General features: G+C 34.7%; 26 protein-coding genes. 13 read left to right on the top strand and 13 right to left on the bottom strand.

All coding sequences use genetic code 11. The annotated features are described in order from the left end of the window. Window positions 1-7: 7 nt before the first annotated feature. Entirely contained in the window at window positions 8-1,159 is a 1,152-nt protein-coding gene (locus LBH98_09410) for a hypothetical protein (protein MDR0304963.1), read from the bottom strand. A 139-nt stretch (window positions 1,160-1,298) separates the two neighbouring features. On the opposite strand from LBH98_09410, the gene murJ reads away from it, so the two are divergent. From murJ to LBH98_09390, 4 genes are read left to right on the top strand one after another with little or no spacing between them, the layout of a single operon-like run. Beyond that, window positions 1,299-2,861, top strand: coding sequence for a murein biosynthesis integral membrane protein MurJ (murJ, locus tag LBH98_09405; protein ID MDR0304962.1), 1,563 nt, complete (start codon window positions 1,299-1,301; stop codon window positions 2,859-2,861). 51 nt (window positions 2,862-2,912) lie between these two features. After that, window positions 2,913-3,440 (top strand): hypothetical protein, encoded by a 528-nt coding sequence (locus tag LBH98_09400; GenBank protein MDR0304961.1) that lies wholly within the window; start codon window positions 2,913-2,915, stop codon window positions 3,438-3,440. Window positions 3,441-3,449: 9 nt separating this feature from the next. Beyond that, window positions 3,450-4,145, top strand: coding sequence for an SDR family NAD(P)-dependent oxidoreductase (locus LBH98_09395; GenBank protein ID MDR0304960.1), 696 nt, complete (start codon window positions 3,450-3,452; stop codon window positions 4,143-4,145). Then, window positions 4,142-4,879, top strand: coding sequence for an RNA methyltransferase (locus LBH98_09390; protein ID MDR0304959.1), 738 nt, complete (start codon window positions 4,142-4,144; stop codon window positions 4,877-4,879). The genes LBH98_09395 and LBH98_09390 overlap by 4 nt, the downstream gene beginning before the upstream one ends. A gap of 3 nt (window positions 4,880-4,882) precedes the next feature. On the opposite strand, the gene LBH98_09385 is transcribed toward LBH98_09390, so the two are convergent. The 5 genes from LBH98_09385 to mnmG are packed head-to-tail and all read right to left on the bottom strand — an operon-like array spanning window position 4,883 to window position 9,620. Then, window positions 4,883-5,266, bottom strand: a complete 384-nt coding sequence (locus LBH98_09385; GenBank protein ID MDR0304958.1) for a polymer-forming cytoskeletal protein — start codon at window positions 5,264-5,266, stop codon at window positions 4,883-4,885. A 24-nt stretch (window positions 5,267-5,290) separates the two neighbouring features. Beyond that, window positions 5,291-6,046, bottom strand: a complete 756-nt coding sequence (locus tag LBH98_09380) for a M23 family metallopeptidase (GenBank protein ID MDR0304957.1) — start codon at window positions 6,044-6,046, stop codon at window positions 5,291-5,293. After that, on the bottom strand, window positions 6,036-6,926 hold the full coding sequence (locus LBH98_09375; protein MDR0304956.1) for a ParB/RepB/Spo0J family partition protein: 891 nt from the start codon (window positions 6,924-6,926) through the stop codon (window positions 6,036-6,038). Before LBH98_09375 ends, LBH98_09380 begins: the two co-directional genes overlap by 11 nt. After that, entirely contained in the window at window positions 6,923-7,720 is a 798-nt protein-coding gene (locus LBH98_09370) for an AAA family ATPase (GenBank protein ID MDR0304955.1), read from the bottom strand. The genes LBH98_09375 and LBH98_09370 overlap by 4 nt, the downstream gene beginning before the upstream one ends. Beyond that, a complete protein-coding gene (gene mnmG, locus LBH98_09365; GenBank protein MDR0304954.1) occupies window positions 7,707-9,620 on the bottom strand; it encodes a tRNA uridine-5-carboxymethylaminomethyl(34) synthesis enzyme MnmG in 1,914 nt (637 codons plus the stop codon). Before mnmG ends, LBH98_09370 begins: the two co-directional genes overlap by 14 nt. Window positions 9,621-9,823: 203 nt before the next feature. On the opposite strand from mnmG, the gene LBH98_09360 reads away from it, so the two are divergent. Genes LBH98_09360 through LBH98_09345 form a run of 4 tightly spaced genes read left to right on the top strand, consistent with a single transcriptional unit; the run spans window position 9,824 to window position 14,701 of the window. Next, on the top strand, window positions 9,824-12,187 hold the full coding sequence (locus tag LBH98_09360; GenBank protein ID MDR0304953.1) for an SLBB domain-containing protein: 2,364 nt from the start codon (window positions 9,824-9,826) through the stop codon (window positions 12,185-12,187). 60 nt (window positions 12,188-12,247) lie between these two features. After that, window positions 12,248-12,610, top strand: coding sequence for a nucleotidyltransferase domain-containing protein (locus LBH98_09355; protein ID MDR0304952.1), 363 nt, complete (start codon window positions 12,248-12,250; stop codon window positions 12,608-12,610). A gap of 36 nt (window positions 12,611-12,646) precedes the next feature. Further along, window positions 12,647-13,549 carry a type I methionyl aminopeptidase gene (gene map, locus LBH98_09350; GenBank protein MDR0304951.1) on the top strand — a complete coding sequence of 301 codons (903 nt, stop codon included), beginning with the start codon at window positions 12,647-12,649 and terminating at the stop codon, window positions 13,547-13,549. Between the two features lie 6 nt (window positions 13,550-13,555). Next, window positions 13,556-14,701 (top strand): cysteine desulfurase, encoded by a 1,146-nt coding sequence (locus LBH98_09345; protein ID MDR0304950.1) that lies wholly within the window; start codon window positions 13,556-13,558, stop codon window positions 14,699-14,701. Here LBH98_09345 and LBH98_09340 read toward each other — a convergent pair. From LBH98_09340 to dnaN, 5 genes are read right to left on the bottom strand one after another with little or no spacing between them, the layout of a single operon-like run. After that, complete coding sequence (locus LBH98_09340; protein MDR0304949.1) at window positions 14,688-15,167, bottom strand: hypothetical protein; 480 nt, start codon at window positions 15,165-15,167, stop codon at window positions 14,688-14,690. The two genes, LBH98_09345 and LBH98_09340, sit on opposite strands and share 14 nt — an antisense overlap. Before the next feature lie 4 nt (window positions 15,168-15,171). Next, entirely contained in the window at window positions 15,172-16,710 is a 1,539-nt protein-coding gene (locus LBH98_09335) for an undecaprenyl/decaprenyl-phosphate alpha-N-acetylglucosaminyl 1-phosphate transferase (GenBank protein ID MDR0304948.1), read from the bottom strand. Window positions 16,711-16,731: 21 nt separating this feature from the next. Next, on the bottom strand, window positions 16,732-17,052 hold the full coding sequence (locus tag LBH98_09330; protein ID MDR0304947.1) for a DUF721 domain-containing protein: 321 nt from the start codon (window positions 17,050-17,052) through the stop codon (window positions 16,732-16,734). After that, complete coding sequence (gene recF, locus LBH98_09325; GenBank protein ID MDR0304946.1) at window positions 17,037-18,116, bottom strand: DNA replication and repair protein RecF; 1,080 nt, start codon at window positions 18,114-18,116, stop codon at window positions 17,037-17,039. Before recF ends, LBH98_09330 begins: the two co-directional genes overlap by 16 nt. Before the next feature lie 9 nt (window positions 18,117-18,125). Beyond that, window positions 18,126-19,265 carry a DNA polymerase III subunit beta gene (gene dnaN, locus LBH98_09320; GenBank protein ID MDR0304945.1) on the bottom strand — a complete coding sequence of 380 codons (1,140 nt, stop codon included), beginning with the start codon at window positions 19,263-19,265 and terminating at the stop codon, window positions 18,126-18,128. A gap of 364 nt (window positions 19,266-19,629) precedes the next feature. Between dnaN and floA the strand changes: the two genes are divergently transcribed. The 5 genes from floA (at window position 19,630) to LBH98_09295 (ending at window position 23,308) form a co-directional block, all read left to right on the top strand. Beyond that, the gene (floA, locus tag LBH98_09315; protein ID MDR0304944.1) at window positions 19,630-20,604 is read left to right on the top strand and encodes a flotillin-like protein FloA; all 975 of its coding nucleotides are present in this window, start codon (window positions 19,630-19,632) and stop codon (window positions 20,602-20,604) included. An 87-nt stretch (window positions 20,605-20,691) separates the two neighbouring features. Next, window positions 20,692-20,976: a hypothetical protein gene (locus tag LBH98_09310; protein ID MDR0304943.1), complete on the top strand. Its 285-nt coding sequence runs from the start codon at window positions 20,692-20,694 to the stop codon at window positions 20,974-20,976. A 3-nt stretch (window positions 20,977-20,979) separates the two neighbouring features. Then, window positions 20,980-21,918: a thioredoxin-disulfide reductase gene (gene trxB / locus LBH98_09305; GenBank protein ID MDR0304942.1), complete on the top strand. Its 939-nt coding sequence runs from the start codon at window positions 20,980-20,982 to the stop codon at window positions 21,916-21,918. A gap of 3 nt (window positions 21,919-21,921) precedes the next feature. Next, entirely contained in the window at window positions 21,922-22,266 is a 345-nt protein-coding gene (locus tag LBH98_09300) for a NusG domain II-containing protein (protein ID MDR0304941.1), read from the top strand. Beyond that, the gene (locus LBH98_09295) at window positions 22,256-23,308 is read left to right on the top strand and encodes a Gx transporter family protein (protein ID MDR0304940.1); all 1,053 of its coding nucleotides are present in this window, start codon (window positions 22,256-22,258) and stop codon (window positions 23,306-23,308) included. Before LBH98_09300 ends, LBH98_09295 begins: the two co-directional genes overlap by 11 nt. Window positions 23,309-23,376: 68 nt before the next feature. Here LBH98_09295 and LBH98_09290 read toward each other — a convergent pair whose 3' ends face one another. After that, complete coding sequence (locus tag LBH98_09290; protein MDR0304939.1) at window positions 23,377-24,783, bottom strand: T9SS type A sorting domain-containing protein; 1,407 nt, start codon at window positions 24,781-24,783, stop codon at window positions 23,377-23,379. A 99-nt stretch (window positions 24,784-24,882) separates the two neighbouring features. Further along, window positions 24,883-25,491 (bottom strand): imidazole glycerol phosphate synthase subunit HisH, encoded by a 609-nt coding sequence (hisH, locus tag LBH98_09285; protein ID MDR0304938.1) that lies wholly within the window; start codon window positions 25,489-25,491, stop codon window positions 24,883-24,885. Between the last annotated feature and the right edge of the window lie 33 nt (window positions 25,492-25,524).

The raw sequence follows: 25,524 nt of genomic DNA, 5'->3' as shown, positions 1-25,524 counted from the left end.
AATAACCTCAAAAAACAAATCCTAACAACGAATAATTGAGAAAGCGGCCTTCTTTGTTTTTTGAGAAATCCGAACAATATCCTCCCTGCGAATATACGACATGAAAAGGAATTTTTTCCAACAATTCTTCCAACATATACATTTCATTGTTATAATTTGCACCCAATGCAAAAAATCTTTCTTTTCCGGAAAAAAACAAAACACCGTTGATTTCTTTGTGTCGATAAATCTCTTTAGAAACGGTTTTTGTTGTTTCAACGATCATTTTTTTTGAAATGTTTCCTATAAATACGCTTACGCCTATAGGAACGTTTCCGCTGCAAACACCCAACCCGTTCTCCGTAACCATACTGATAGTTCGCGCAACAGGTTTGTTTATTCCGCTGAAATCAAACCAAAACGGAACAATATCAAAACTATTTTTTTCCAATAAAGAGTGCGAACCGCCTAAATTCTCAACAAATTTCCTAAAATCTATGCCGTTTATTTTGGCAATTAAATTCCCGTGGGTTTCGGTAACAATCCATCTTTCCTGTACCGTCTTTTGAGGAAAAATTTCGCTGAGAACAAATTTCGGATTTATTTCCCCGCTTACCGCCACAAAAACAAAACGGTCATTATAAACATCTCCGTTAAAAATTACTTCCGCCGATTCTTTTACGTCCAACGACGAGGCTGCGCCGCCGAAAATCGGAATGTCGGCTTCCGCGTCATCTATTAAATTTAAAATTGTTTCGGAAGTCATTGACGAATTTGGATTAACCGGAATAAAAGTAAGAATCATTTTTGAATTTTCAGGAATATTCTTCTTTGAATCCTGACAAAATTTTACTATATTTTCTTGTTTATCGTCTATTTTGTCCGAAAGCAACGGAACAAAAAAACTGTCATCGGCGGTTATAACGGAAACAGATAATACAAGTTGTCCGTTACCGGCATTAATTCCGCTTGCCAGCGTTATCGTTCCAACCGTCGTAAAAGGAAGTGTTTTGCATATCGCTTTTAAAACGCCTGTTTGCGCAAATTCCGAACAACAAGAAATAATTCCTATTGAATTTCTAAGAATGTTTTTATCGGCTTTAATCTGCGAAAGAATATCGTTTACTGCAACGTCCGCGTCATCTATCTCTTTCGTATGTGCACAAAACATTTTAATCATAAAAAACCCTATGAGTTATTTGTTTTTAAAGGATACAAAAGCATATTCAGTAAAATAATTTATGCAGAATATTATTTTATGTAAAATTTTAGTGTTTGTAATACTTTATACGGGATATTAGACGGAAAATAAAAACTTTATGAAAAAAAATCTTCAACAAACAAGTTCTTCGGCGATTTTTGTCGTTTTTTCATCGAACGTTTTGAGCAAAATTATAGGTTTTTTGCTTGTTGTTGTTTTCGCCTCAACGGTAGGCACTTCATCCGACGGCGATGCTTACACGTTTGCCTTTATTCTTCCGGATTTGGTAAACCACCTTTTAGCCGGAAGCGCTTTATCAATCGCATTTATTCCGATTTTTCAAGAATTATCCGATAATCAGGAAAAACAAAACCGATTTTTTTCAAATATTTTTACAATAGGAACTATTGTTTTTGTTTCGGTTCTTTTGATTTGTTTTTTTGCAACACCGTTTTTTGTAAAAATTCTTGCAGGAAATTCGATTACGACAAATATTCAAACGTTTGAACTAACGGTTAAACTTACACGAATTGTTTTGCCTGCGCAATTGTTTTTCTTTTGGGGGGCAATTTTTATAGGCGTTCAACAAGCAAACAAAAATTATAAATTTTCGGCTCTCGCACCAATAGTTTATGACACGATAATAATAATTTTCGGACTTGTTTTTTTTAAATTTATCGGTATTGCCGGATTTTCTTGGGGAGTCCTTTTTGGAGCGTTCGTCGGACACACATTAATTCAATTTTTTGGGGCAAAACGATTTTCAATAAAATATTCGCCATACATCAATATCAAAGACAAAGATTTTTTACAGTGGTTTTACAAAACGATTCCGCTTGCGCTTGGATTAGGAATTACATTTTCAAATGAATTTACGTTCAGATTTTTCGGCTCGCGAATTGAAAACGGACAAGGCGCTATCGTCGCTCTAAATTACGCTTATAAAATAGTTATGATTATCGTTGTATTGTTCGGAAGTTCTATAGCCGGAACGATTTATCCGTTTTTATCAGAAAAAGCAAAAGAAAAAAAATATGATGAAATGGAGAATTTTTTAATTCCGATTTTTGTAAAAACCACTACAATAATCATAATAATTACCGCGACGATTTACCCGATTTCAGGAGATATAATTTCACTTTTGTTTGAAAGAAAAGCGTTTGATTCGCAATCTGTAATCCTAACTTCAAAAGCGCTTATCGGATATTTACCGGGAATCTTTTTTTTATCTGCGGTAATTATTTTGCAAAGACTTTTTTATGCAATAAAAAATACAAAAACACCGTTGATAATATCTACCGTTTCATTAATTTTGTCGATTCCTTTTTACAAAATTTTAAGCGATCTTTGGGGAATTATAGGGATTTCGTCCGCTACTTCGGTATTTTCAGCGATCGCAACGATCTTAACCGTTTGGCGTTGGCATAAATTTTATCCGCACACAAAACTGCTTTCCGCCGTCAAACCGGTCTTAATCGCGATTCTTATCGCTGCCGTAGTTGTAATTATTGAATTTTGCACGATAAGAATTATCCGTGAATTTATGTTTATTCGTATTTTGCGAGTTTGCCTTATTTCTTTTCCTGCAATAACGTTCTCTGCGATTATGTTTCAATTTTTCAAAATAATTGACATAAAAGATTTATTTACTAAAACCGTAAGAAAAGTTGTAAGGCGCTAAACTGCAGATATTATTTTTACCGGAATTATTGATGTTCTGAAAGGACTTTTTATGAAAATTTTTGGCGGACAAGTTTTATTTTTGGATAGAAACGACATTAACACAGACGAGATAATTCCGGCAAAATATTTGACGGAAATCAGCAAAGAAGCGCTAAAACCGTATTTGCTTGAAGACTTAAAACTTGACGGATTTAACCAAAAAAGCGACGCTCTCAAACAGGCGAAAGTCATTGTTACAAGAGAGAATTTCGGCTGCGGAAGTTCTCGTGAACATGCCGCATGGGCGCTGGAAGTAAATGATATTTTCGCAGTTGTCGCAGAAAATTTTGCACGAATTTTCAGACAAAACATGTTCAACGGCGGAATGCTCGCCATAGAATTACCGAAACAAGAAATCAATAAAATCTTTACGCTTCAAAAAGAAAAAGTCGATTGTGAAATCGATGTTGAAAACCATAAACTCTCATTTTCGGTAAATAACCAAGAAAAACTATCCGTCTCGTTTGATTTAAGCGAATTCGACGAAGCGCTTGTAAAAGCGGGTGGATGGGTTGAATTTGCCGACCAAAAATATTGATTGTATAAAATGCAAAAAAGAGCGGTAATCGTCACCGGTGCGAGTGGAAAAGTTGGAATAAAAATTCTGGAAGTTTTTTTGAAAAAAGGGTTTTTCGTTATAGCGCACATTAACAAAAATGAAAACGTTTTGCAAGAGTTTTTCAATAAAAATCAAAATCTTAGAAAAAATATTTTTTTGCTGAAAGCGAATTTTAACTCACAACTCCCTGAAATTTATGAAATTATGCAAAAATATAAAGAAAATCTCTGCGGTTTGGTTAATTGCGCGGCTATCTTTGAAAAAGGAAATTTAAAAAACATTCATAACTTGCTGAAAATCATGCAGATAAACGATTTCACAGCATTATCGCTAAGTGAAAAATACGTTGAAATTGTAAAAAAAGGAAATATTATAAACATTCTTGACGGAAATATTTTTAGATTCAACGAAACATATCAAAATTACAGAATTTCAAAATTATTTCTTATGGAAACCACAAAACAATCGGCATTGCTTTTCGCTCCCGAAATACGCATAAACGCCATTGCTCTTGGAATGCTTGAAGAAGAAATTACGCCGTCAAATTCACACGCTTTGCAAAAAGAAATTTTGAAAACCAAAATTTCAAACGAAAATATCGCTAAAACTATAGATTTTTTATGGAACTGTGAAAACATAACAGGGCAAACTATTTTTTTAGACAACGGAACGCACTTGTTATGAAAAACGAACTTTCGATAAAATATTATCAAAAACTTTTGACCGGCAAAGGACGGAAAGAAAATGGGGTTTTTACAGTAGAAGGAGTAAGGCAGGTCAAACAGTTTGCCTTGTCAAACAAAACGAAAATTTTGGAAATTCTTACCGTAGAGCCGCTTGATTTTGAAACAAATATTTCCGTAAGAATAATAAATTATGAACAATTATGTAAAATCACCGACAGTAAAAATCCCGGCGGAGTAATCGCTGTTGTTGAATTTCCAAAAATAAAAAATATCGACGAAATAACAGGCAACGTGCTTTTACTCGAAAATATTCAAGACCCGGGTAACGTAGGAAATCTCATTCGCAGTGCGGCGGCGTTCGGATTTTCATCGGTAATTTTGAGCCAAGGATGCGCTGATGTTTATTCTCCGAAAGTCGTTCGTTCAACGGGCGGCGCAATCTGTAATTTAGATATAATTTTCAAAAAAGACATATTTGAATGCATAAATACCCTGAAAAATCTAAATTACCGTTTGGTAGCCGCCGATTTAGACGGAAAAAGCGAAATTTCGTCTTTAAAAAATGAAAAAATCATCCTTGCGCTTGGAAACGAAGGAAACGGAATTTCAGATAAATTAAAATTGGCTACAGATTTCTTTTTTACGATTCCTTACAATAAAAACGCGGTAGAATCGTTAAACGTTTCTACCGCCGGATCAATTGGAATGTATATTTTTACAAAACAAATATAAAAGTTAACTAGGATTGCTTTCTATCGTTTTGTTATCGACTTTTTTGGCGTCGGTAGCTTGTAACATTGATGAATTTCCGTGAAATACTGCGCCTTTTTTAATTACTAGTTCTTTAGCGGTAATATTTCCACGAACCTCTGAGTGTTCTTGAAGCTCCACCTGCTCTTTACAAATCAAATTTCCTTGAACTTTTCCTCCGACTTGCGCCGATTTCGCAGTAATATCCGCAACTACGGCACCGTCGCGTCCAATTGCGACCGAATCGCTCGTATGAATTTCACCGGAAAACTTCCCATATATTTGAACCATATGCGGAGAAGTGATTTTCCCCTCAAAAGACGCTCCTGCGCCTAATAACGTTATGCTGCTGCTACCGTTTTGTACCATTCTATCTATCCTTTCTTTAATTTTTTACAAAAACAATTGTTCCGGATCTATTGTTTTGTCGTTTTTTCGTACTTCGTAATGCAAATGAGCTCCTTTTGAATTTCCGCTATTACCAACAAATGCAATAGTTTCGCCTTGTACAACATTTTCCCCTTCTTTCACAATAATTTCCTGACAATGCGCGTAAAGCGATTCATAATCGTTACTGTGTTTTAAAATCACTACATTACCAAGATCGTCGCTAAAATAAACTTTTTTAACAATCCCGTCCGCCGTCGCTCTTATCGGACTTCTAAGCGCCGATACAAAATCTATTCCTTCATGTTCCGACTTACTGAATGTTTTGCTTATAACGCCGGTAACTGGACGAATTTGCGGAATTTCTTTAAATTCTTTCTGCACAACAGCAATTGGTTTCTGCGAAATAGTAACGGTATCTTTCATATAATTATTTATTGCAGGCAAATCGTTCTTACCGTCAAAAGACGAAATCATTTTAAAATACTCAAAAAGTCGATTTGCCTTGGCAATACTTATTCTTAACGTGTCAATTTGTCGAGAATGCAAAACCAACGAATCGTTTTTAACTTTTATCTCTTCATAAAAAACAACTCTTTGAATTATATATGACCACCCCAAAATCAAAATCACCGTCCATATAAAAATAATTACAATAAACGTTTTTAATATAAATCTAATAACCCCGTTTATCTTAAAAACTTGGGGAAGCGTATCTATATTTTCCCTGATAATAATTATTTCTTTAATTTTATTTTTCATAATTCTCCTTACTTAAAAAAGCTATTATCTTTTCAAATTCCTCTACGTTATTAAACTCTATTTCTATTTTGCCGCTTGAATCTTTTGCTTCGACGACAAACAACTTAAATCCGTGCATTTTATTTATATCCGACAACACAGGGCCATATTTGTCATACAGAGTAAATACTTTTTCTTCCAAATTTTTCTTCTGTAAACCGTTGCTTAAATGTTGTGATATTTTTTTTTCAATTTCTCTAACCGAAAGCGACTTTTTTATTACTTCCTGCGCCAACTGAGCCTGTAAAACCGGATTTTCGATTCCAAGCAACGCACGGGCGTGCCCTGTAGAAATCTGCTTATTGCGTAACATCGCTTGGATTTGCTCCGGTAGTTTTAAAAGTCGTAACGTATTCGTAATTAAAGTTCTACTTTTCCCAAGTTTGTCAGACAATTCCTGGTGTGAATAATTACAGTCTTCTATCAATTTTTTGTAAGACAACGCCGTCTCTATCTCGTTAAGATCTTCGCGTTGAATATTTTCTACCAGCGCTAATTCAAGCATTCGTTTGTCGTCAACATCTTCACGGACTATTACGGGAACTTCGGTTTCTTCTAATAATTTCAACGCTCTAAACCTTCGTTCTCCCGAAATTATTTGATATTTCTGGTCTATAGTTCGACGCACCACAACCGGTAACAGCAATCCCTGTTCTTTTATACTTTTTGCAAGATCTTCTATCGCCTCGTTATTAAAATCTATTCGCGGTTGAAACGGATTCGGTGAAACAAGAGAAATGGAAATAGCCGTCTGAGGAGAATTTTTGCTTTCAAAATATTCTTCCTCCGTTATTCCTCCGTATAATTCCCTTAAACCTTTTCCCAGCGCTTTTCTACTCATTTTAAACCGCCGCTGTCAATAATTTTTCTTGCCAAATCTATATACGCCTTAGAGCCTGTCGAATCAACGTCGTATTTAATTATTGGTTTTCCATAAGACGGCGCTTCCGAAAGCTTCACGTTTCTTGGAATCTCGATCTCAAAAACTTTATCGGTAAGAAAACTTTTTACTTCGTCGGCCACCTGTCTGGATAAATTTAAACGACTATCATACATAGTAAGTAAAACGCCTTCTATTTCCAAGTTTTTATTTAAACTTTTTTGCACCATTCTAATGGTGTTTAAAAGTTCCGTAAGTCCTTCAAGGGCGTAATATTCACACTGTATCGGAATCAACACCGAATTTGAGGCGGTAAGTATATTTATTACTACGGTGCTAAGCGCCGGCGGCGAATCAATGATTACAAAATCATATTGCTTGTCTAAAGTGAGTTCTTTTAATTTTTCAATATGAGAAGAAAGAATTCTTTCACGAGATATTTTATTCGCCCATTCTAAATCAACTCCCGCCAAATCGGGGCTTGACGGAATTATATCAAGATGTTCAAAATGTTTAGACGGAATTATTGCGTCAACAATTGTTAAACTGTCGTTTTCTTTTGCAGAAAGGACGTCATAAACAGAAATATCTATACTGTCTTTTTCTACGCCGATTCCGCTTGTTGCGTTTCCTTGAGCGTCCATGTCAATAAGAAGCGTTTTTATTTCCGACGCCGCAAGACACGACGCCAAATTCACCGCTGTCGTTGTTTTTCCTACGCCGCCCTTCTGATTTAACACGCTAATAATTTTCATGTTTTTGCCGCAAATCTCCTTCCGCTTTTTCGTCAATTGACGTTTCACGAAAAACCTTTTCGTTTTCTTGAGACAAATATACTAAAACGACGGAAGCGTCTGCGGGACTTACGCCGGAAATTCTTAAAATTTGTCCGATTGTTTGCGGTTTTATTCTTTTCAGTTTTTCTTTAGACTCTGCAGAAAGCCCTATTATCTTGTTATAATCAAGCGAGTTAGGAATTTTTGCGTCTTCATAACGTATTGTTTTTTCAACCATTTCTTTCTGTCTAACGATGAAACCCTCATAAAAAATATCAAATTCCGCCGATAAACAGACTTCGTCATCGTATTGCGAAATATCCAAATCGGAACTTGAGGCAATGTTTTTTATATTAACGTTAGGACGTTTTAATAAATTATCTGCATGGGTATTTTCTTTTATCGGTTCATAACTTTTATTCCAAATATCCGCACAAACAACGGTGTCATGAATTTCCCGCTTCAACTTTTCTTTTTTCTTCCAAACATTTTCCCGACGTTCAAATGTTTCACGTGAAACAAGTTTTAACTCAAACGCTTTGGACATAAGACGCTCGTCGGCATTATCCTGTCGAAGCAATAAACGATATTCCGCTCGCGCCGTAAACATTCTATACGGCTCCTGCGTCCCTTTTGAAACCAAATCGTCAATCAAAACGCCGATATACGCTTCATCTCTTCGTAAAATAAAAGGTTCTTTTGTAAGAATCTTCAGCGCCGCATTAAGTCCCGCAATAAGTCCCTGTCCCCCAGCCTCTTCATAACCCGACGTCCCGTTTATCTGTCCGGCGAAATACAAATTCGGTACGATTTTGGATTCCAAAGACAAACTCAACTGTATCGGCTCAAAATAATCGTATTCTATCGCATAAGCAGGCTTTATTATTTTCGCATTTTCAAAACCTTTAAGCGATTGTACCATTTTTATTTGCACGTCTGCGGGCAGTGAAGTCGAGAATCCGTTAAGATACATTTCACGGCGGCCTAATCCTTCCGGTTCAACAAACAGCGAATGCCCTTCTCTCTCACCGAAACGCATAAGTTTATCTTCAATTGACGGGCAATAGCGAGGACCGACTCCAACTATCGTTTTTAATCCGTAAAGCGGCGATTTGTCGATATTGTCCATAATTATTTTATGTGTTTGCGCATTGGTTTTTACGACACCGCAAACCGCCGAATTGTTCAGCGAAAAATCGGTGGAAAAAGAAAACGGCTGCGGGTTTTCATCGCCTTTTTGAATTTGCAAAACCGAAAAATCTATAGAATTTTTATCGATTCTAGCTGATGTTCCTGTTTTTAGCCGCCCAGCGTTTATTCCCAATTTTTGAATATTTTCACTTAATTTTGTTGAAGCCAATTCACCGTTTCTACCGCAGATAATTTGGTTTGAACCAATATGGGCAAGCCCGTTCAAAAAAGTACCTGCGGTAATTATCACCGCTTTTGAATTTATTTTCAATCCGCGCTCGGTAATCACTCCGCGTACGGATTTTTCATCGGTAACAATATCCGAAACCATATCTTGTAAAATCATAATATTTTTAAACTTTTCAATCTCTTCTCGAATAATTTGTCGATATAAAAACCTGTCGGTTTGGCACCGAGGACCCCAAACCGCCGCTCCTTTACTCTTGTTGAGCATCCTGAATTGAATACCCGCTCGGTCCGCCGCTTTCGCCATAATTCCACCCAAAGCGTCGATTTCACGAACGATGTTCCCTTTTGCGACACCGCCGATTGCCGGATTGCAAGGCATTTCACCGATAAAATCCGTATTGCCTGTAATAAGTAGAACCGAGCATCCGCATTTCGCCGCGGCAATCGACGCTTCCGCTCCCGCGTGCCCGCCGCCGACAACTATAATTTCACAATTCATTTTACCCTTTTATGTTTCACGTGAAACATTTGAAAGAAAACCGTTTATAAATATCTACAAATCCGGCTTTTGGACAAACTTAAATTTATTTATTTCGTTTTTTACTCATTTTTGAAAAGAAAATAATATCGTTCTACACAAAGCAATGCTCCAAAAAGTATTTTCCGTATAAATTCGTTCATCAATATAAAGAAGAGGTTATTTTGAAAAAAACTATAACGATAATTTTCGTTTCTATGTTTGCGGTTTTTGCACAACAGTCGCTGTTGTCCGAACAGCCTCAAACTTTGCTCAAGACGCAACAAACGGGAATCTCTACAATAAATCTTCAAGGTCAAAACACGACGCTTAATAGTCTTCCAAGCAACGAACTGTTAAAAATTAGGGAAGAAACGCTTGAAAGAATCAGAAACGACAGTATTTTGATGCGATGGCACGCAGATTCGTTGCGTTTAGTAGATAGTTTACGCGTGGCATACGGCGATACCGCTATAAAAATGAATCTTGATACGGCAAAAAAACAGTTGTTTTTTGACGATTTTGCTAACGAAACTAAATATTTCGAACGATTGAATAGAAAATTATTCAAAGATTCGTTGAAAGTTTTCGGAGAAGATTTTTTCTATATGGCGACCGAGTTATTGGTTGCGCCAAATATCGGACCTGTGAATTTTGACTATAAATTGGGGGTTGGCGACGAAATAATTATACAAATCTGGGGTGACGTACAAATCACGGAATCGTTGATTGTCGGCAGAAACGGAACTATTACGCCTACGGGAATAGGGCAGATAAACGTAGCGGGACTTTCTATAAAAGATGTGAAAAAAACGTTGTTGCAAAAATTCTCAAAGATTTATTCGGGGGTAAAAAACGGTGCGGCAAACGCCACGACTTTTGTCGATGTAACTACGGGAAATCTCCGTCAAAAAAGTATAATTGTCGTCGGTGAAGTACAGTTTCCGGGCAATTATCTTATTCCGTCAACGGCTGGTGTAATTTCGGCGATTGCAAAAGCGGGCGGACCTACCGAAAACGCATCGCTTAGAAATGTCGTTATTCGCAGAAGCGGTGCAGACAAAACTGATAGTGTGGATTTATACGGCTATTTTTTGACGGGAAAAATTACCGACACGACTCCGCTCGCCGATTTCGATGTAATTTTGGTAAATCCTGTTGATAAACGGGTGGCGATCGACGGTGCGGTTAGGCGTCCCGCTCAATACGAGCTCAAAGACGGAGAAACTTTTGCGGATTTGTTTAAGTTCTGCGGCGGACTTCTGCCGGAAGCGTTCACAAAAAACATGACCGTAGAACGCACGGACCCGGGAATAGAAAGACAAAGTTATACGTTGAAAGAAGAAGAGGTTGTAAAACTTTATCCGCAAAAAAGCGATTACGTTTTTATTGATTTTGTCGATAAATTAGACAACACCGTGTCGATTGAAGGCGCAATAAAAAGACCTGGATTTTGGAGTTTTGAAGAAGGAATGAAAATCAGCGATCTCGTAGAGCGGGCCGGCGGAGTGCTTGAAGAGTTTTTTGGCGACAGAGTCGTAATTCTCCGGACACACGAAAACATGAAAAAAGAAACGCTTTCGGCAAATATAAAAAAAATTTTGGACGGAGAACCTCAATATGATTTACCGCTGCAAAAATGGGATGTCGTAAAAATATCCTCGATTTGGGATTTTTTGCAAAAAGAATTTATAGAAGTTTATGGCGAAGTAAAAAATCCGGGTAAATATTTTCTACGGGAAGGAATGACCGTTCAAGATGTTATACTTTTGGCTGGCGGATTTACACAAGAAGCGTATCAGGATACGGTTGAAATTTCGCGAATTGTCAGTTCAAACATTAACAAAGGTAACAAAATTAATTACGAACGAATTAATATCTCGGCGGACTTTTTTAAATTAAGCACAAACGAACTCAAACACGCGGATGTCATTTTTATTCGTAAGGATGCAAAAAAGAAACCGCAAGAAATTGTTTATTTAGACGGGGAGTTTTGTTTCCCGGGATATTATGCTAAAATTGACGAAAAAGAGTCCGTTTTTAATTTAATAAAAAGAGCGGGCGGGTTTAAAGAAAGCGCATATTTGGAAGGGGTGACTTTTAAAAGAAGTAAAGACAGTATAGGAAGGGTCGGTATTGATTTCTACTCTCTGTTCACAAAAAACAATAAAAATGAAAATATCATTCTCGAACACGGTGACAGTATTTTTGCTCCGACACTGCCAAAAACAGTAAATATAATCGGAAGCGTAAACAATCCGACCGCTACGAAATACCTAGAAAATAAGTCGATCGGACATTATATAAATCGCGCCGGAGGATTAACGCTTCTTGGAAAAAGAGGGGTGATTTACGTTATGCGTGCAAACGGTGAAGTTAGACAGGTAAAATTACGTACCAGAAACACGGTAAACGCCGGTTCTGAAATTTTTGTAGTTGACGGATTGCCGCCGCGTGAAAAAAATCCACAACTAATTGTCAGCGTGTTGGCGACCATAGTATCAACCATGGCGTTAGTTACGACTACCGTCAGCAACGTAATGAAATAACAGATTAAATATCCGAAAATTAACGGGAAACGATTAAAGTTACAAGGAAGAGGTTAGTCTGTGAAGATAAATGATGAAATTTTGCTGATAAAAAACGTAATTTTAGATGTTGTAAAAGATTGTGAAAAAATTTATCTTTTTGGCTCCTTCGCTTACGGTAATCCGAATAAAAACAGTGATTATGATTTCTGGGTTGTTTTGCGGGACTCAAAAAAACATCCAATATACACAATTCAAAAAATTCACAAAAAATTGGGAAAAACAAAAGGTATAAATACGCCTTACGACATCTTAGCGAATAGTAAAAGCAAATTTGAAGAAAGAAAAAATTTACCTACACTTGAAAAAAAATCGCACAAGAAGGAATTTTATTATATGAACGAAGTTGATAATGGCAATAAAACATGCACAAAAAATATTTAGTTTTTGTTTAAAAAAAAGCAGATTGGAACAAAAAACATGACGGGACGAAACGAACCGTGTCCGTGTAGAAGCGGAAAAAAATTTAAACATTGCTGTATAAACAAAGATACGCTGAAATTTGGCGCCGCAAATAAAAAAATTTTCATAAAAACCCCTCAACAAATTGAAAAGATGCAAATCGCCGGCAAATTCAACGCTCAATTGATGGATTATATCCGTCCGTTCGTAAAAGCGGGAATTTCCACCGGAGAAATAAACCGATTAGTGCATAATTACACCATAGAACACGGGCATATTCCGGGAACGCTCAATTATAACAAGTTTCCCAAATCTTGTTGTATTTCGCGAAACGATATTGTCTGTCACGGGATTCCAAACGATAAAGAATTTTTACTTGACGGCGATATTGTAAACATTGATTTAACAACAAATGTTGACGGATGGTTCGGCGATCAAAACGAAACGTTTTTCATCGGAAAAGTAGATCCCGTCGCAAAAAATCTTGTTTTGACGGCGCGTGAAGCGATAATTGCGGCGATAAACGGCGTCGCTCCGGGGCTTCCGCTGTCGATTGTCGGAGATATTATTGAGCCTATCGTCAAAAAAGCGGGCTGTTCCGTAGTTCGCGAATACACCGGACACGGCATAGGAAATAAATTTCACGAGGATATTACGGTTTTGCATCATCAAAATTCTGAAAACAAAAATATAATTTTACAACCTGGAATGACTTTTACGATTGAACCTATGATAAATGCCGGCGATTGGCGTGTAACGACCGACAAAAAAGACGGATGGACCGTCAGGACTAAAGACGGTTCGCTTTCGGCGCAGTTTGAGCATACGATTTTAATAACCGAATTCGGCGCAGACGTACTTACGCTAACGGAAAGTCAAAAAGAAAAAGACGTAATCATAGACGTTCCGAAAGAAAGTTAAGCAAAAATGATTTATCTTGATTTTGCGGCTACGTCTAAACCTTCAAAAGAAGTTTTAGACGTTTTTTTGGAAGTCAATACAAAATTTTGGGCGAATCCCGCCTCTCTTCACGACGAAGGAATAAAAACGGAAGCGGTTTTACAAGAAGCCAGAAAAAATATTTTACAAAACTTTGATACAAAAAAACGGTACGATTTAATTTTCACGTCTGGGGCGACAGAAAGTAATAATTTTATAATAAAAAGCGTTGAAAATTTGAATAAAAACGGAAAAAAACATATAATTTCCTCAAATATCGAACACCCGTCTATTCGCGAAGTTTTGTTTTATCTTCAAAAAGAAGGTTTTTACGTTGAATTTCTGCCGGTAAATCAAAACGGAATGATTTCGGTCGAACAAATAAGAAACGCCGTTAAAAACGATACCATTTTGATTTCAATTATGCATGTGAATAACGAAATCGGTTCTATAAACGACGTTTTTGAAATTGCAAAAGCGGTAAAAGAAAAAAACCGAAACATATTTTTTCACAGCGATTTCTCACAAAGCGTCGGAAAATTAAACACAAATCTTGACGATTCTGAAATTGACGCGGTTTCGTTTTCCGGCCATAAAATCCAAAGTGTCAAAGGAATCGGCGCGGCGATTTTTCGCAAAAACGTTTCACTTTCTCCCCTTTTGCTTGGAGGAGCGCAAGAATTCGGACTTCGAGCGGGAACGTCAAATCTTGCCGGCGCCGTAGCTTTGGCAAAAGCGGTAAAAACCGTTATAAAAACTCAAAAAGAAAATTATGAGAAAGTCTCGCGTTTTCAAAACGTTCTGTTTGAAAATCTGCAAAATATTCCTGAAATTCAAATAAATTCTCCAAGAAACAATTCACCGTTTATAATAAATTTCAGCGTAAAAAATTTAAAATCCGAAACAATTCTTCGCGCTTTGTCCGAAAAAAAAATTTATGTTTCAACCGTTTCCGCCTGTTCGTCAAAAAAAAATAACGAGAGCTATGTTATAAAAGCTATTACAAACAATATAAACCGAGCAAAATCAAGCGTTCGCGTAAGTTTATCCGAAAGTTTATCTGAAAACGATATTTTTATATTTATAGACGAATTGAAAAATATTATAGAAAATTATAGTTTTACTGCAAGGTAATTACAAACAAAAATAAAACTAAAAGCGGAAAAAATAACTTAATTACTAAAAATATACCTTCATAATATTCATTATCATGAACAATCCTGTTATAATTGACGGCTTTTTTTATTTTGTGATATAAATTATCCTCATTAAAAGGAAATTGCAAAATTTCATCGCTATATTCCAAAAATCTATTCTGTTTTTCTTTCAATTTTCCGTCTTCTATAATTAAAAACGTCGGAATTTTACGCGCCTTATTAAAAACGGAAAGAATTTTTTCCGGATATTCCGGAAGTAAATTAATGTCTGCGATGAAAATAGACGGTTTATAATAAATTATTTTTTCTTCCGCTTCAATTTCGTTTTCGGTAATATCTATAGAATATCCGTGTGAACTTAATATTATACAAATATCGTTCTCTATTTCTTTTTCTTTAGATAAAATTAATACCTTTTGTCTGTCTTTTACTTTTTGAAGCATTTTACTACCGTATCTCCTTTTGAACGTGTTGGTATTCATTATTAAAGGAAACATTTTCTAAATTGTTACCAAAATATGAAATTTTATCAATGTTGTGAATTAACATCGCAACGTCTATCGGTTTTTGAACTAAATAAACTTTCTTTTCACTTTTAAAAATTTTATAATACTTTTTAAGATTATCGGCGGACGATATAAAAAATATCGCCGTATTAAATAATTCTCTAATTTCATGTATCTTGTGAATATCGCGTTCAATAAAATCGTCCTTATCGTTGTAAATAATAAAACTTTCAATGTTTTTTTTCTTACTTTCTTTGTAAATCGTCGTAAATTTTTCTATACAATATTTGTCTGAAGCCGCTAAATATAACGATTTATCAAAACAATTATTGTCGGTAAAAACAAAGATATATTTTTCTATACCGACGTTTTTTATTTTATTCTTAAACATTGCTTTTTTTCCAAAATCTAAATAATCAAGTACACGAACAAAAACATATATCGAATATGAAATAATCAAAATTTTTACTATATAATTTGAAGAAATATTTATTATCACGGAACACAAAGCGAACAAAATTGATATAGACCCTAAAAAAAACAGCGTTCTTTCGTGACTATATCCTTTGTTTACAAGCCTATGGTGCATATGACGATTGTCCGGCATCATCATCATTTTTATTTTTTCTTTTGTAGATTTTTCTTCTTTTGAACCGTAGGCATATCTTCTTATCATTGATATAAAAACTTCAATAACCGGTAATGCGACTATATAAAAAACGGAAATCGTTTCTATTTTTTCACTGGCGACGACTCCTACTTTTACAGAAATTATAGCCGCTATCGCACCAAAAAATAAAGAACCGGAATCTCCGGCAAAAATTGTAGCGGGAGAATAATTATATTTTAAAAAAGCTAAAATTACGGCAATTAAAGGAATTGTTATTATCATGTATCGGTCCGCTCCCACAAATAAAAACAAACCGGTTGCAAAAACTAAAGAAATAAGCGTCAAACTTCCTAATAAGCCGTCAATTCCGTCAACGATATTAAAAGCGTTCATAACGCCCGCTATCCAAATTATTGTTAAAATAGGGCCAAAATATCCGAGGTTATAAATTCGTCCAAGAAAAGTAACTTTTGAAATATAAAGTCCAAAAACTAAAACTATTATTGCCGCCAAAATAAATTGAACCGCTATTTTTTGATACGGGCTTACTTCAAAAATAGTCGTATCGTCAAAAAATCCTAAAATTAATATCACCGCCGCCGATAAAATTATAGATTTTCCCACGCTTTCGTTAAGCCAAAATGAAAAAACAGAACTTTTAAAAATCAACAAAGTAATTATAGTTAAAAAAAACCCGATTATTATACAAAATCCGCCGATTCTGGAAATAGCTATGCTATGGACTTTTCTTTTATCGGGAACATCTATAAAAAACTGGGCGAGTTTGCTGTCGCTTATAAGATAAATAGAAATAAACGACATAAAAAAAAATAAAAGTATTGTGGGAATTATACTTAAAAGCGTTTCCATTTTCATTTTCCTCTTTATATATTACCTAAAAATAATTTTATCTACGATAAAAAATTGGTTTTCATTAGAATTTATTAAATTTTTTATTTCTTTTTCTTTAAATAATAATTCATTTTTCCAAACCGTATTTTTAACCTTTACCGTTAATTCTTTATTTTGATATTTAACGATTGACGTAATTTCAGATATTTCTTTACCGACCGCGTTTTCATAAATTTTTTTTATTCTTTCTTCTATTTTAGGTTTTTTTGTTTTTAAATTTTCTATCGCCGCATTAATACGATTTGAAATTTTATATTCTGCGATAGAATATCTTTTTTTTATTTCTACTTTCGGAAGCATTTCATTTGTCCTTTACTGACTTCAAAATAATTGATAATCGGATAATAATCTAATTCTTTTTTACTATGAATAGCAATAAAAATTTGTCCGCTTTTGTTTAAAATATTAAAAAACTTTTGCTTGCGTGAAATATCCAAGTCGGAAAAAGCGTCGTCTATCACTATTATAAGAGATTTTTCAGTTTTTGATAAATATTTTACCGCCGCTATTTTTAATGCAATCGCCGCAGATTTACATTGTCCTTGAGAACCAAACGAAATTAATTTTGAATTTTCGGTACGAAACTCAAAATTATCTCTATGTATTCCGCCCGTAGTAAATTTAAAATCCCTATCTTTATTCAAATTATCTTTAAGAAAATTATAATATTCTATTTCTGTTGAACATTCGGTCGATAATAAATATTTTAATTTTATGTTTATATCGTCATCGGAAATTTCTTTATAAATACTTTCGCAGACAGACGTAATTTCATTAAAAAAATATTTTCTTTTATTTATAATATTTATAGCGATATGTGAAATTTGTTTGTCATAAATATCTATTAAATCATAATTCATATTGTTTGATAAAATGAAATTACGTTGTTTTATTAAACTTTTATATTTTATAATATCTCGAAGATATTCTTTATCGTTTTGACTTATTATCATATCAAAAAATTGTCGTTTTTCCTGTGGTATTCCTTTAACTGTTTTAATATCGTCAACGCCAAAATAAACAAATCCGTTATTTCCATATAAACATAAAAAAGAATTGTAAAGAATATCGTTTATTTTTACAAAAATATCGTTATTTTTTGAAAAACCTACGCTTTGTACTGTTTTTATTTGAGATTTTATAAAAGAAACGCTGATATTTGATTCTTTTTCATTAATTGAAATCATTTCACGAAGAAGAGCGCCGCGTACCGATTTTCCAAGAACGGCAACCGATAACGCTTCAAAAAAATTAGTTTTTCCACTGCCGTTTTCTCCTAAAAAAAGAGAACCTTCTTCCGGTACTTCTACATGTAAGTTTTTATAAGAACGAAAATTAATTAAACTAATATTCGTTAAGAACATTTTTAATTATTAAATTCTTAAAGGCGTTAATAAAAATAAGATATTTCTTTTTGTATCTTCTTCAGAATAAACAGGTCTTATTAATGATACGCCTAAATTGCTTACAAATTCAAATTTTATTGTTTGAGTATCGATAGCGGAAAGAATTTCTATAAGAAAAACAGCGTTAAAACCGATAATAAAACTTTGTTCGTAAGGATAATCTACATATAAAAATTCATCGCTTTTACTATTAGTGTTTATATCTTCCGAATGTAAACGTAATTCATTATTTTCTAAATAAAATTTAGTTAAATTATTAGTTTTATCGGCAACCGTCATAGTAATTCTTAAAGCGTTTATAAGTTCTTGTCTTTCAACTGAAAAACTCTTACTATATTCTTTAGGAATAACTTTTTCATAATCGGGATACTGTCCTTCTACTAATTTTGTTATCAATTCAAAATCGTCTGCAAAAAACAATATATTTTCATTAAAAAATGAAAATTTTATACTTTCATAACCAAATGTCTCTACTATTTTTGCAACTTCGTTTATAGGTTTAGTAGGAACTATCTCACGAACGTTTCCTTCAAATCCGAAAGATTCGTTAAAAGAAATTATACTTAATTTATTAGCGTCAGTCGCTACCGTTATCAATCTTTCTTTTGAACAATCAAAAAATACGCCTTCTAAAGAACCTCTATTTCTTCCCGCTTCTTTGGACGCTGAAAAATTACAAACTTTTCCCGAAATATATTTAATTTTTTCAGCGGAAAATTCATAATATTTATCTTTATTAAGAGTTTGAAATTCAGGATAATCGTTAACGTCGACGCATGCAAAATTTGATTTTGACTTTCCTCTTGTAAGAACTATATTATTATTATCGACGTCTATTAAAATATTTTGATTTTCGTCATTACTGGAAATAGTCGTCCAATCATATATTTTTTTAGCGTTTACTACAAATTTATGATTTTCGTCACTGTCGATATTTATTTTTGCGACGATGGACGTATCGATATCGGTCGCATATACTTTAAGTTGTTTGTCTTCTATAACAAACTTTAGATTAAATAAAACATTATACGGCGTTCTAACCGGAACAACGGGATAAACTTTTTGAAGTAAATTCTTAAACTCTTTAAGATTAACGCTAAACGACATAAAAACTCCATTTGTAATATTCGATTAAAAATAATATTTGCATTATAAATAAAACAAGTAATTTTTTTATTAAATTCAACTATAGTTATCAATTCAATTTATAAAAAATTATTTGCTGCTGATTATAATTATAAAAGAATTTATAAACATATCTCTATTTATAGAATAGTTGAAAAGATTATTTATGCCTACTGTGAAAAAGAAATATATTGTTGAAAAAGCGTTAATTATCTGTTAAATAAAACGCTATAATTTAAAATAAAAAAAAATTTTAAAAAGTTTTCAACGATTATAATAAATAATTTGTATTTAAGTTTTGAAAAAAACTAATTTATGAACGAATTTTTAATATAAGGAGTTTATTATGGACGGAATTATAATAATTGTCGGTATTTTTCTGTTTATTTTATTTATGATTTTTATAGGCGCTCCGTTTGGATTGTGGTTTCAGGCTACGATAAGCGGCGCTAACGTCGGACTTTTGAATATAGTATTTATGGGATTTAGAAAAGTTCCGGCAAAGTTAATTGTTGACGCTATGATAACGGCGACAAAAGCTAATATAAAAATTACCAGCGATCAATTGGAAGCGCATTTTTTAGCCGGAGGAAACGTGATAAGAGTTATTCAAGCGTTAGTCGCCGCAAGTAAGGCTAATATTGTTTTAAGTTTTGAAAGGGCTACGGCTATTGATTTGGCCGGAAGAAACGTATTAGAAGCGGTTCAAATGAGCGTAAATCCTAAAGTTATAGAAACTCCGAAAGTAAGCGCGGTAGCGAAAGACGGAATACAATTGCTTGCTACAAGCAGAATTACGGTTCGTGCAAATATCGATAGACTCGTAGGAGGCGCGGGACAGGAAACAATTTTGGCGCGTGTAGGTGAAGGAATCGTTACTACGATAGGTTCCGCCGAAAATCATAAAATGGTATTAGAAATGCCCGATATGATTTCAAAAAGAGTACTTGAAAAAGGTCTTGATTCGGGAACCGCGTTTGAAATTTTATCAATCGATATAGCGGATGTCGACGTAGGTAAAAATATAGGCGCCGTTTTAGAAACGGACAGAGCGGAAGCGGATAAAAAAATAGCGCAGGCGAAGGCTGAAGAAAAGAGAGCGATGGCGCAGGCGAGAGAACAGGAAATGTTAGCTAAAGTTCAAGAAATGCGAGCGTTGGTGGTAGAAAAAGAAGCGGAAGTTCCAATGGCTATAGCCGCGGCTTTTAGAAGCGGGAATTTAGGAATTATGGATTATAATCGTATAAAAAATATTGAAGCCGATACTAATATGCGTTCGGCTATAGCCAAAGAAAATAATTCCGATACAAAAAGAAGTTGAGTAATGGAGAATTTTTTTTATTTTATCGGTTTTATATTAATATTGTCCATAAATTTTTTTTTAAAAAAGAAAAATTTACCTAAACGCGTGATAGAAAACGAACAAAGAAAGAAAATTTCCGACGTTCACAAACAAATTCGTAATAGTCAAAAGACGTATAGAAAAACAGATGAAAAGAAGTATTATAATATTCAAGAATATTTTAATAATGAAAATTCAAAAAAAACGATAAACGATTCTTTTAATAAAGAATTTAATGAAAAGAACGCCGATATTTTTGAAAAAAATAAACTTATTTTACTTAATAAAAAAACATTAAAAGAAGCGATGATTTTTAAAGAAATTTTAGAGACGCCGGTTTCGTTAAGGTAAAAAATGATTGAAAAAGAAGTAATAGTTATAGGATCCGGTCCTGCGGGATATACAGCTTCTATTTATTTAGCGCGGGCGATGCTTGAGCCTTTGCTTTTTGAAGGGTTTAGCGCAGACGGAACACCAGGCGGACAACTTATGAAAACGAGTTTGGTTGAAAATTTTTCCGGATTTTCTGCGATCGAAGGACAAACTTTAATGTACGAGATTCGGCGGCAAGCGATAAACAACGGCGTAAAATGCGTTATGGTTGACGTTATTTCATTGGAAAAATTTGAAAACAAATTTATTTTAACGGACAGTAACGAAATCCAATATTCGGCAAAAGCGGTTATAGTCGCAACCGGAACAAAAGTACGCAGATTAGAATTAAAAAGCGAAGAAGAATTTTGGATGAAAGGAATTTCCGCTTGTGCGGTATGCGACGGCGGGCTTCCTATTTTTAGAAATAAGACCATCGCCGTAATAGGCGGCGGCGATTCGGCGGCGGAAGAAGCGATTTATTTAACGAAATTTGCACAAGAAGTTTATTTAATTCATCGTAGAGACAAACTTCGCGCAAGTAAAATTATGCAAAAACATTTAATAAAAAATCCTAAAATTAAGATACTTTATAACAAAATACCCGTAGAATTTTACGGTGGAAATTTGCTTGAAGGAATGAAGATTAAGGACGTATATACGGATGAAATTTCAGACTTGTCTGTCAGCGGATGTTTTGAAGCGATAGGCAATATTCCAAACACTAAACTATTAAAAAATTTTTTAGATTTGGACGAAAACGGATATATTATTACAGATAAAAACAATATGTCAAGCGTTGACGGCGTTTTTGCGGCGGGAGACGTTATGAGTCCGCATTATCGGCAAGCCATAATCGCTGCGGGAAACGGAGCGAAAGCCGCCTTAGCGTGTGAAAAACGGCTTCTTGATAAAGAATAAACAATGAAATTGTTTTCTTTGTTCGATTTTTTTATAGTTTTGATTTTCGCGGCGGTAAGTTTCTTTTTATTTTTCAATATTGAAAAAGAGGAATCCGATTATTTTGAAATTTACTATGGCGAAAAAAAAATAGAAATTCCAATAACAAAAGATACGATAATAACCGTAAATTCCGTCGAGATCGAATTTAAAAACAAAAGTGCAAAAATTATAAAAAGCAATTGTCTTAATCAAATATGCGTCGCCGCAAAACCGATAGACGGCGACGGGCAAATTATTTGCGCTCCAAACAAGGTTGCGGTTTTGATTCATAAGAAAAAAACAAAAATAGACGTATATGCTTACTGATAGTAAAAATGAAAAAATAACGCTTTTTGTTATTGCGTTTTTACTTGCCGGAATAGAGAAATTTCTTCCTGTGATTCCTGTTTTACCTTGGCTTAAAATCGGACTTTTTCACGCCGTCGTTATGGTTTGGATTTATAAATTTGGGTTTTTAGACGCGCTCGCGTTTATTTTTATTCGTCAATGGGTGTTTATGTTATTTTTCGGATTTTCGTTTTTACCGTTTTTGTTAGGAACTTTTGCCGCAATAGCTTCCGTATTCGTCGGCGCCGTATTGATAAAATCAAATAAATTCGGCATGATTGTTATAGGAATTTTCTGCGCGCTTATTCATAATATTACACAGTTGTTCGTTTTGTATGTTTTAATGAACGGAAATTTTATATGGCGCTGGCAATTACCGATAATTACCGGCGCTTCGTTATTAACGGGAACGATTACGGGATTTTTGGCATACGAATTAAATAAAGTTTCTTTGAATTTTAACGGTAAAAAAGATATTGGAGAAAGCGGTTTTCAAAACGAATACAACGGTTTTGGAATTTTTGCGGTTTTATTTACGCTTGTTACGACTTGCGTTTTTGAAAACTATGTTTTTTATATCGTTTTATTTTTGTTAATTATTTTTATTTCGCAAAAAACCGATCAAAAAGTTTTATCTGTTTTTTTATTTTTAAAGAGATATGGAATTTTTTTACTTTGGTTTTATTTTTCCTTTGTTTTTTCACAAAAAACGAACGTATATGATATAAATTTTTGGATATGTCCGTTATTACACGTTATGAAGATTTCTCTTTGGTTTTTATTGACGCCGTTTTTTCAGAAATTCGGATTTTATCGCCTGTTTTATAAGATTTTACTTAAAATTTTTCCGAAAAGGTGTTCGCAAACATTGAGTATAGGTACAATAATGCCGCAGGTTTTTCCCGGTGTTTTAGAAGAAATTCCGCATCTTGTTAAAAGTATTTTTAAAAACCGTAAAAACACGGTAAATATTCTTGTAAAAAAATCGCAGAAAATCTTATCGGAATGGGAAGGCGCTTAATAAAATTCGGTAAACAAAAAGAGCGAAGATAAATCTTCGCTCTTTGCAGAATTCCAAAAATTCAACAATTATCTTATTGAAATCTTTTTAATCAGCGTAGTGTTTGCTCCCTGAACGCGGACGACGGCGATACCGTGCGCCAAATTCTTGTTTATAGGCAAAGTGTTTATACCTTTAACAAGGTTGGCTTTTGTCTGCGCAAGCATTCTGCCGTCAACGCTGTAAACGGCGATTGAGTAATTACCTGTCGATGGAACGTTCAAACCTAATTTACCCGCCGAAATTCCCGTAACCGCAATGTTAGCCGATTTTGCAATGGCGCCTTTCGGTTTTGAATTCGGATACGGATCATCGCCTTCGTCATCCACTCCGTAAACTTTAACGGAATGAAGTTTAATCGTTATAATTTTCCCATCACTACCTTCAACGTCTTCATGAGGTGCAAAAGAAATCCCGTCTGCTTTCGTCAAGTCAAGAGAACCGCTCCACTTATCCCAACTCGGAAGACTAAATTGGCCTATTTTAGCGGTTACTGTCTTTTTTACATTTGATTTTGAAAGTTTAACGCTAAATTCATGGTCGCCGGGCATTGATATTACAACAGCCATATCTTCGTCTGCTTCATATTCTATAATAATTGAGTCCAATCCTTCTAAAGATTCCGCTATATAACTGGAAAGAGAAACCCATGCCCAAATGTCGTCTGTTTCATTAGATGAACCGAAAGGCAATTTTGCCTCCAATATCGGATAATAAGAATTTATAACCAATCCGTCCGCTTCTGTAAGGTTCTCTGTGTCATCGCCTTCATTATTAAGTTTTGCACCCATAACTTCCCAATTTTCCTGCATTTCTTCGTCATCGCTTATCAACTCAATATATTCTGCAGTCGGTTCAGGACCAGGACCGGGGCCGGGACCCGGATTATCGCCTCCTGTGGTGTGTAATATTAATTTAGTTATGTTGATTTCATAAATACAATTTTCGTCTCCACCGCTGGTAAAACTGATGCCTGTCATTTTTGACAAATCAATAGCATTTTCTGTCGAACCCCAACTCGGAGCGAAATTTGTAGTGTTTATTTCTATCGTTTTATTTACAGTTCCTGACAATACATTAATAAATGCACCTACACCGGTAGGAATACCAACAAGTGTTAATCTTGTGGATTTACTAAAAGTTCCTTCAATTTCAATGGATTCCAAATTTGAAAAATCGGCTGTATAGCCGGGGCTTACTTCAGCCCATACCCAATTTGTCTCTGTAGTGTCTTCTTTGTTAGGTAGAGATTTAACCAATTCAAAACTTGCTATTAATGGATTCTTGCTGGTTATAGAAACGGAAGAACCAAAATTATCGGCTAAGCCTGCCCAATTTACCTCATCTCCAATCAAACTTCCCCCGTCCATAACCGGTTCAGCCGCCCACACCATCGCAGTCGCCGCCAAGGCGAGCGCTAAAAACTTTTTCACCATTACAAAACTCCTTTGTAAAATTTAATATAATTCCAAAACCACATAAAATAATATACTATTTTTTTGTTTTCTCCGCATGAAAAAAAATAAAAATTTTAATTATCCGCTCCAAAGAGAAAAATTTTTAAGAATTTTAAGACCCGATTCGCCGCTTTTTTCCGGATGAAACTGAACCGCGAAAAGATTTTTACATCCTATGGCGCAAGCGAACTTGATTCCGTGAACGCTTTCTGCGTAAACGTTTTTTTGAGGTAAAACGGGATAGTACGAATGCACGAAATACATTTCGTCGTTATCCTGTAAATCTTTTAATATAAAATGTTTTTGCCGGATTTTAATATTATTCCAACCCATGTGCGGAATTTTAAGCGTTTTGTCGGTCAAATTAAATTTTACGCATTCGCCGTCGATCAAACCGAGCGTATCTACGCCGCCTTCCTGCGAACGCGAAAGAATTATCTGTGTTCCGAGGCATATTCCCAAAATCGGAATTTTTTTATCGAAAGCGTTTTTTAGCGCGGCGTCGATTCCTTTTTGTTTGAGCGACGCCATAGCCGATTTTGCGTGTCCTACGCCGGGAAAAATAATTCTTTCGGCGCTTGCGATTTTTTGCGGATCGTTTGAAATTTGCGCAGAAACGCCGATGTGTTTCAGCGCTCGATAAACCGAGGTTAAATTTCCGGCGTCATAATCGACAATCGTTACCATTCAAGCAATTCCTTTTTATTTTATTACAGTAAA

Source organism: Chitinispirillales bacterium, from assembly GCA_031254455.1.
Classification (GTDB): Bacteria; Fibrobacterota; Chitinivibrionia; order Chitinivibrionales; family Chitinivibrionaceae; genus WRFX01.
The sequence above is the reverse complement of the archived record's forward strand: the minus strand, read 5'-3'. Positions and strand labels throughout refer to the sequence as shown.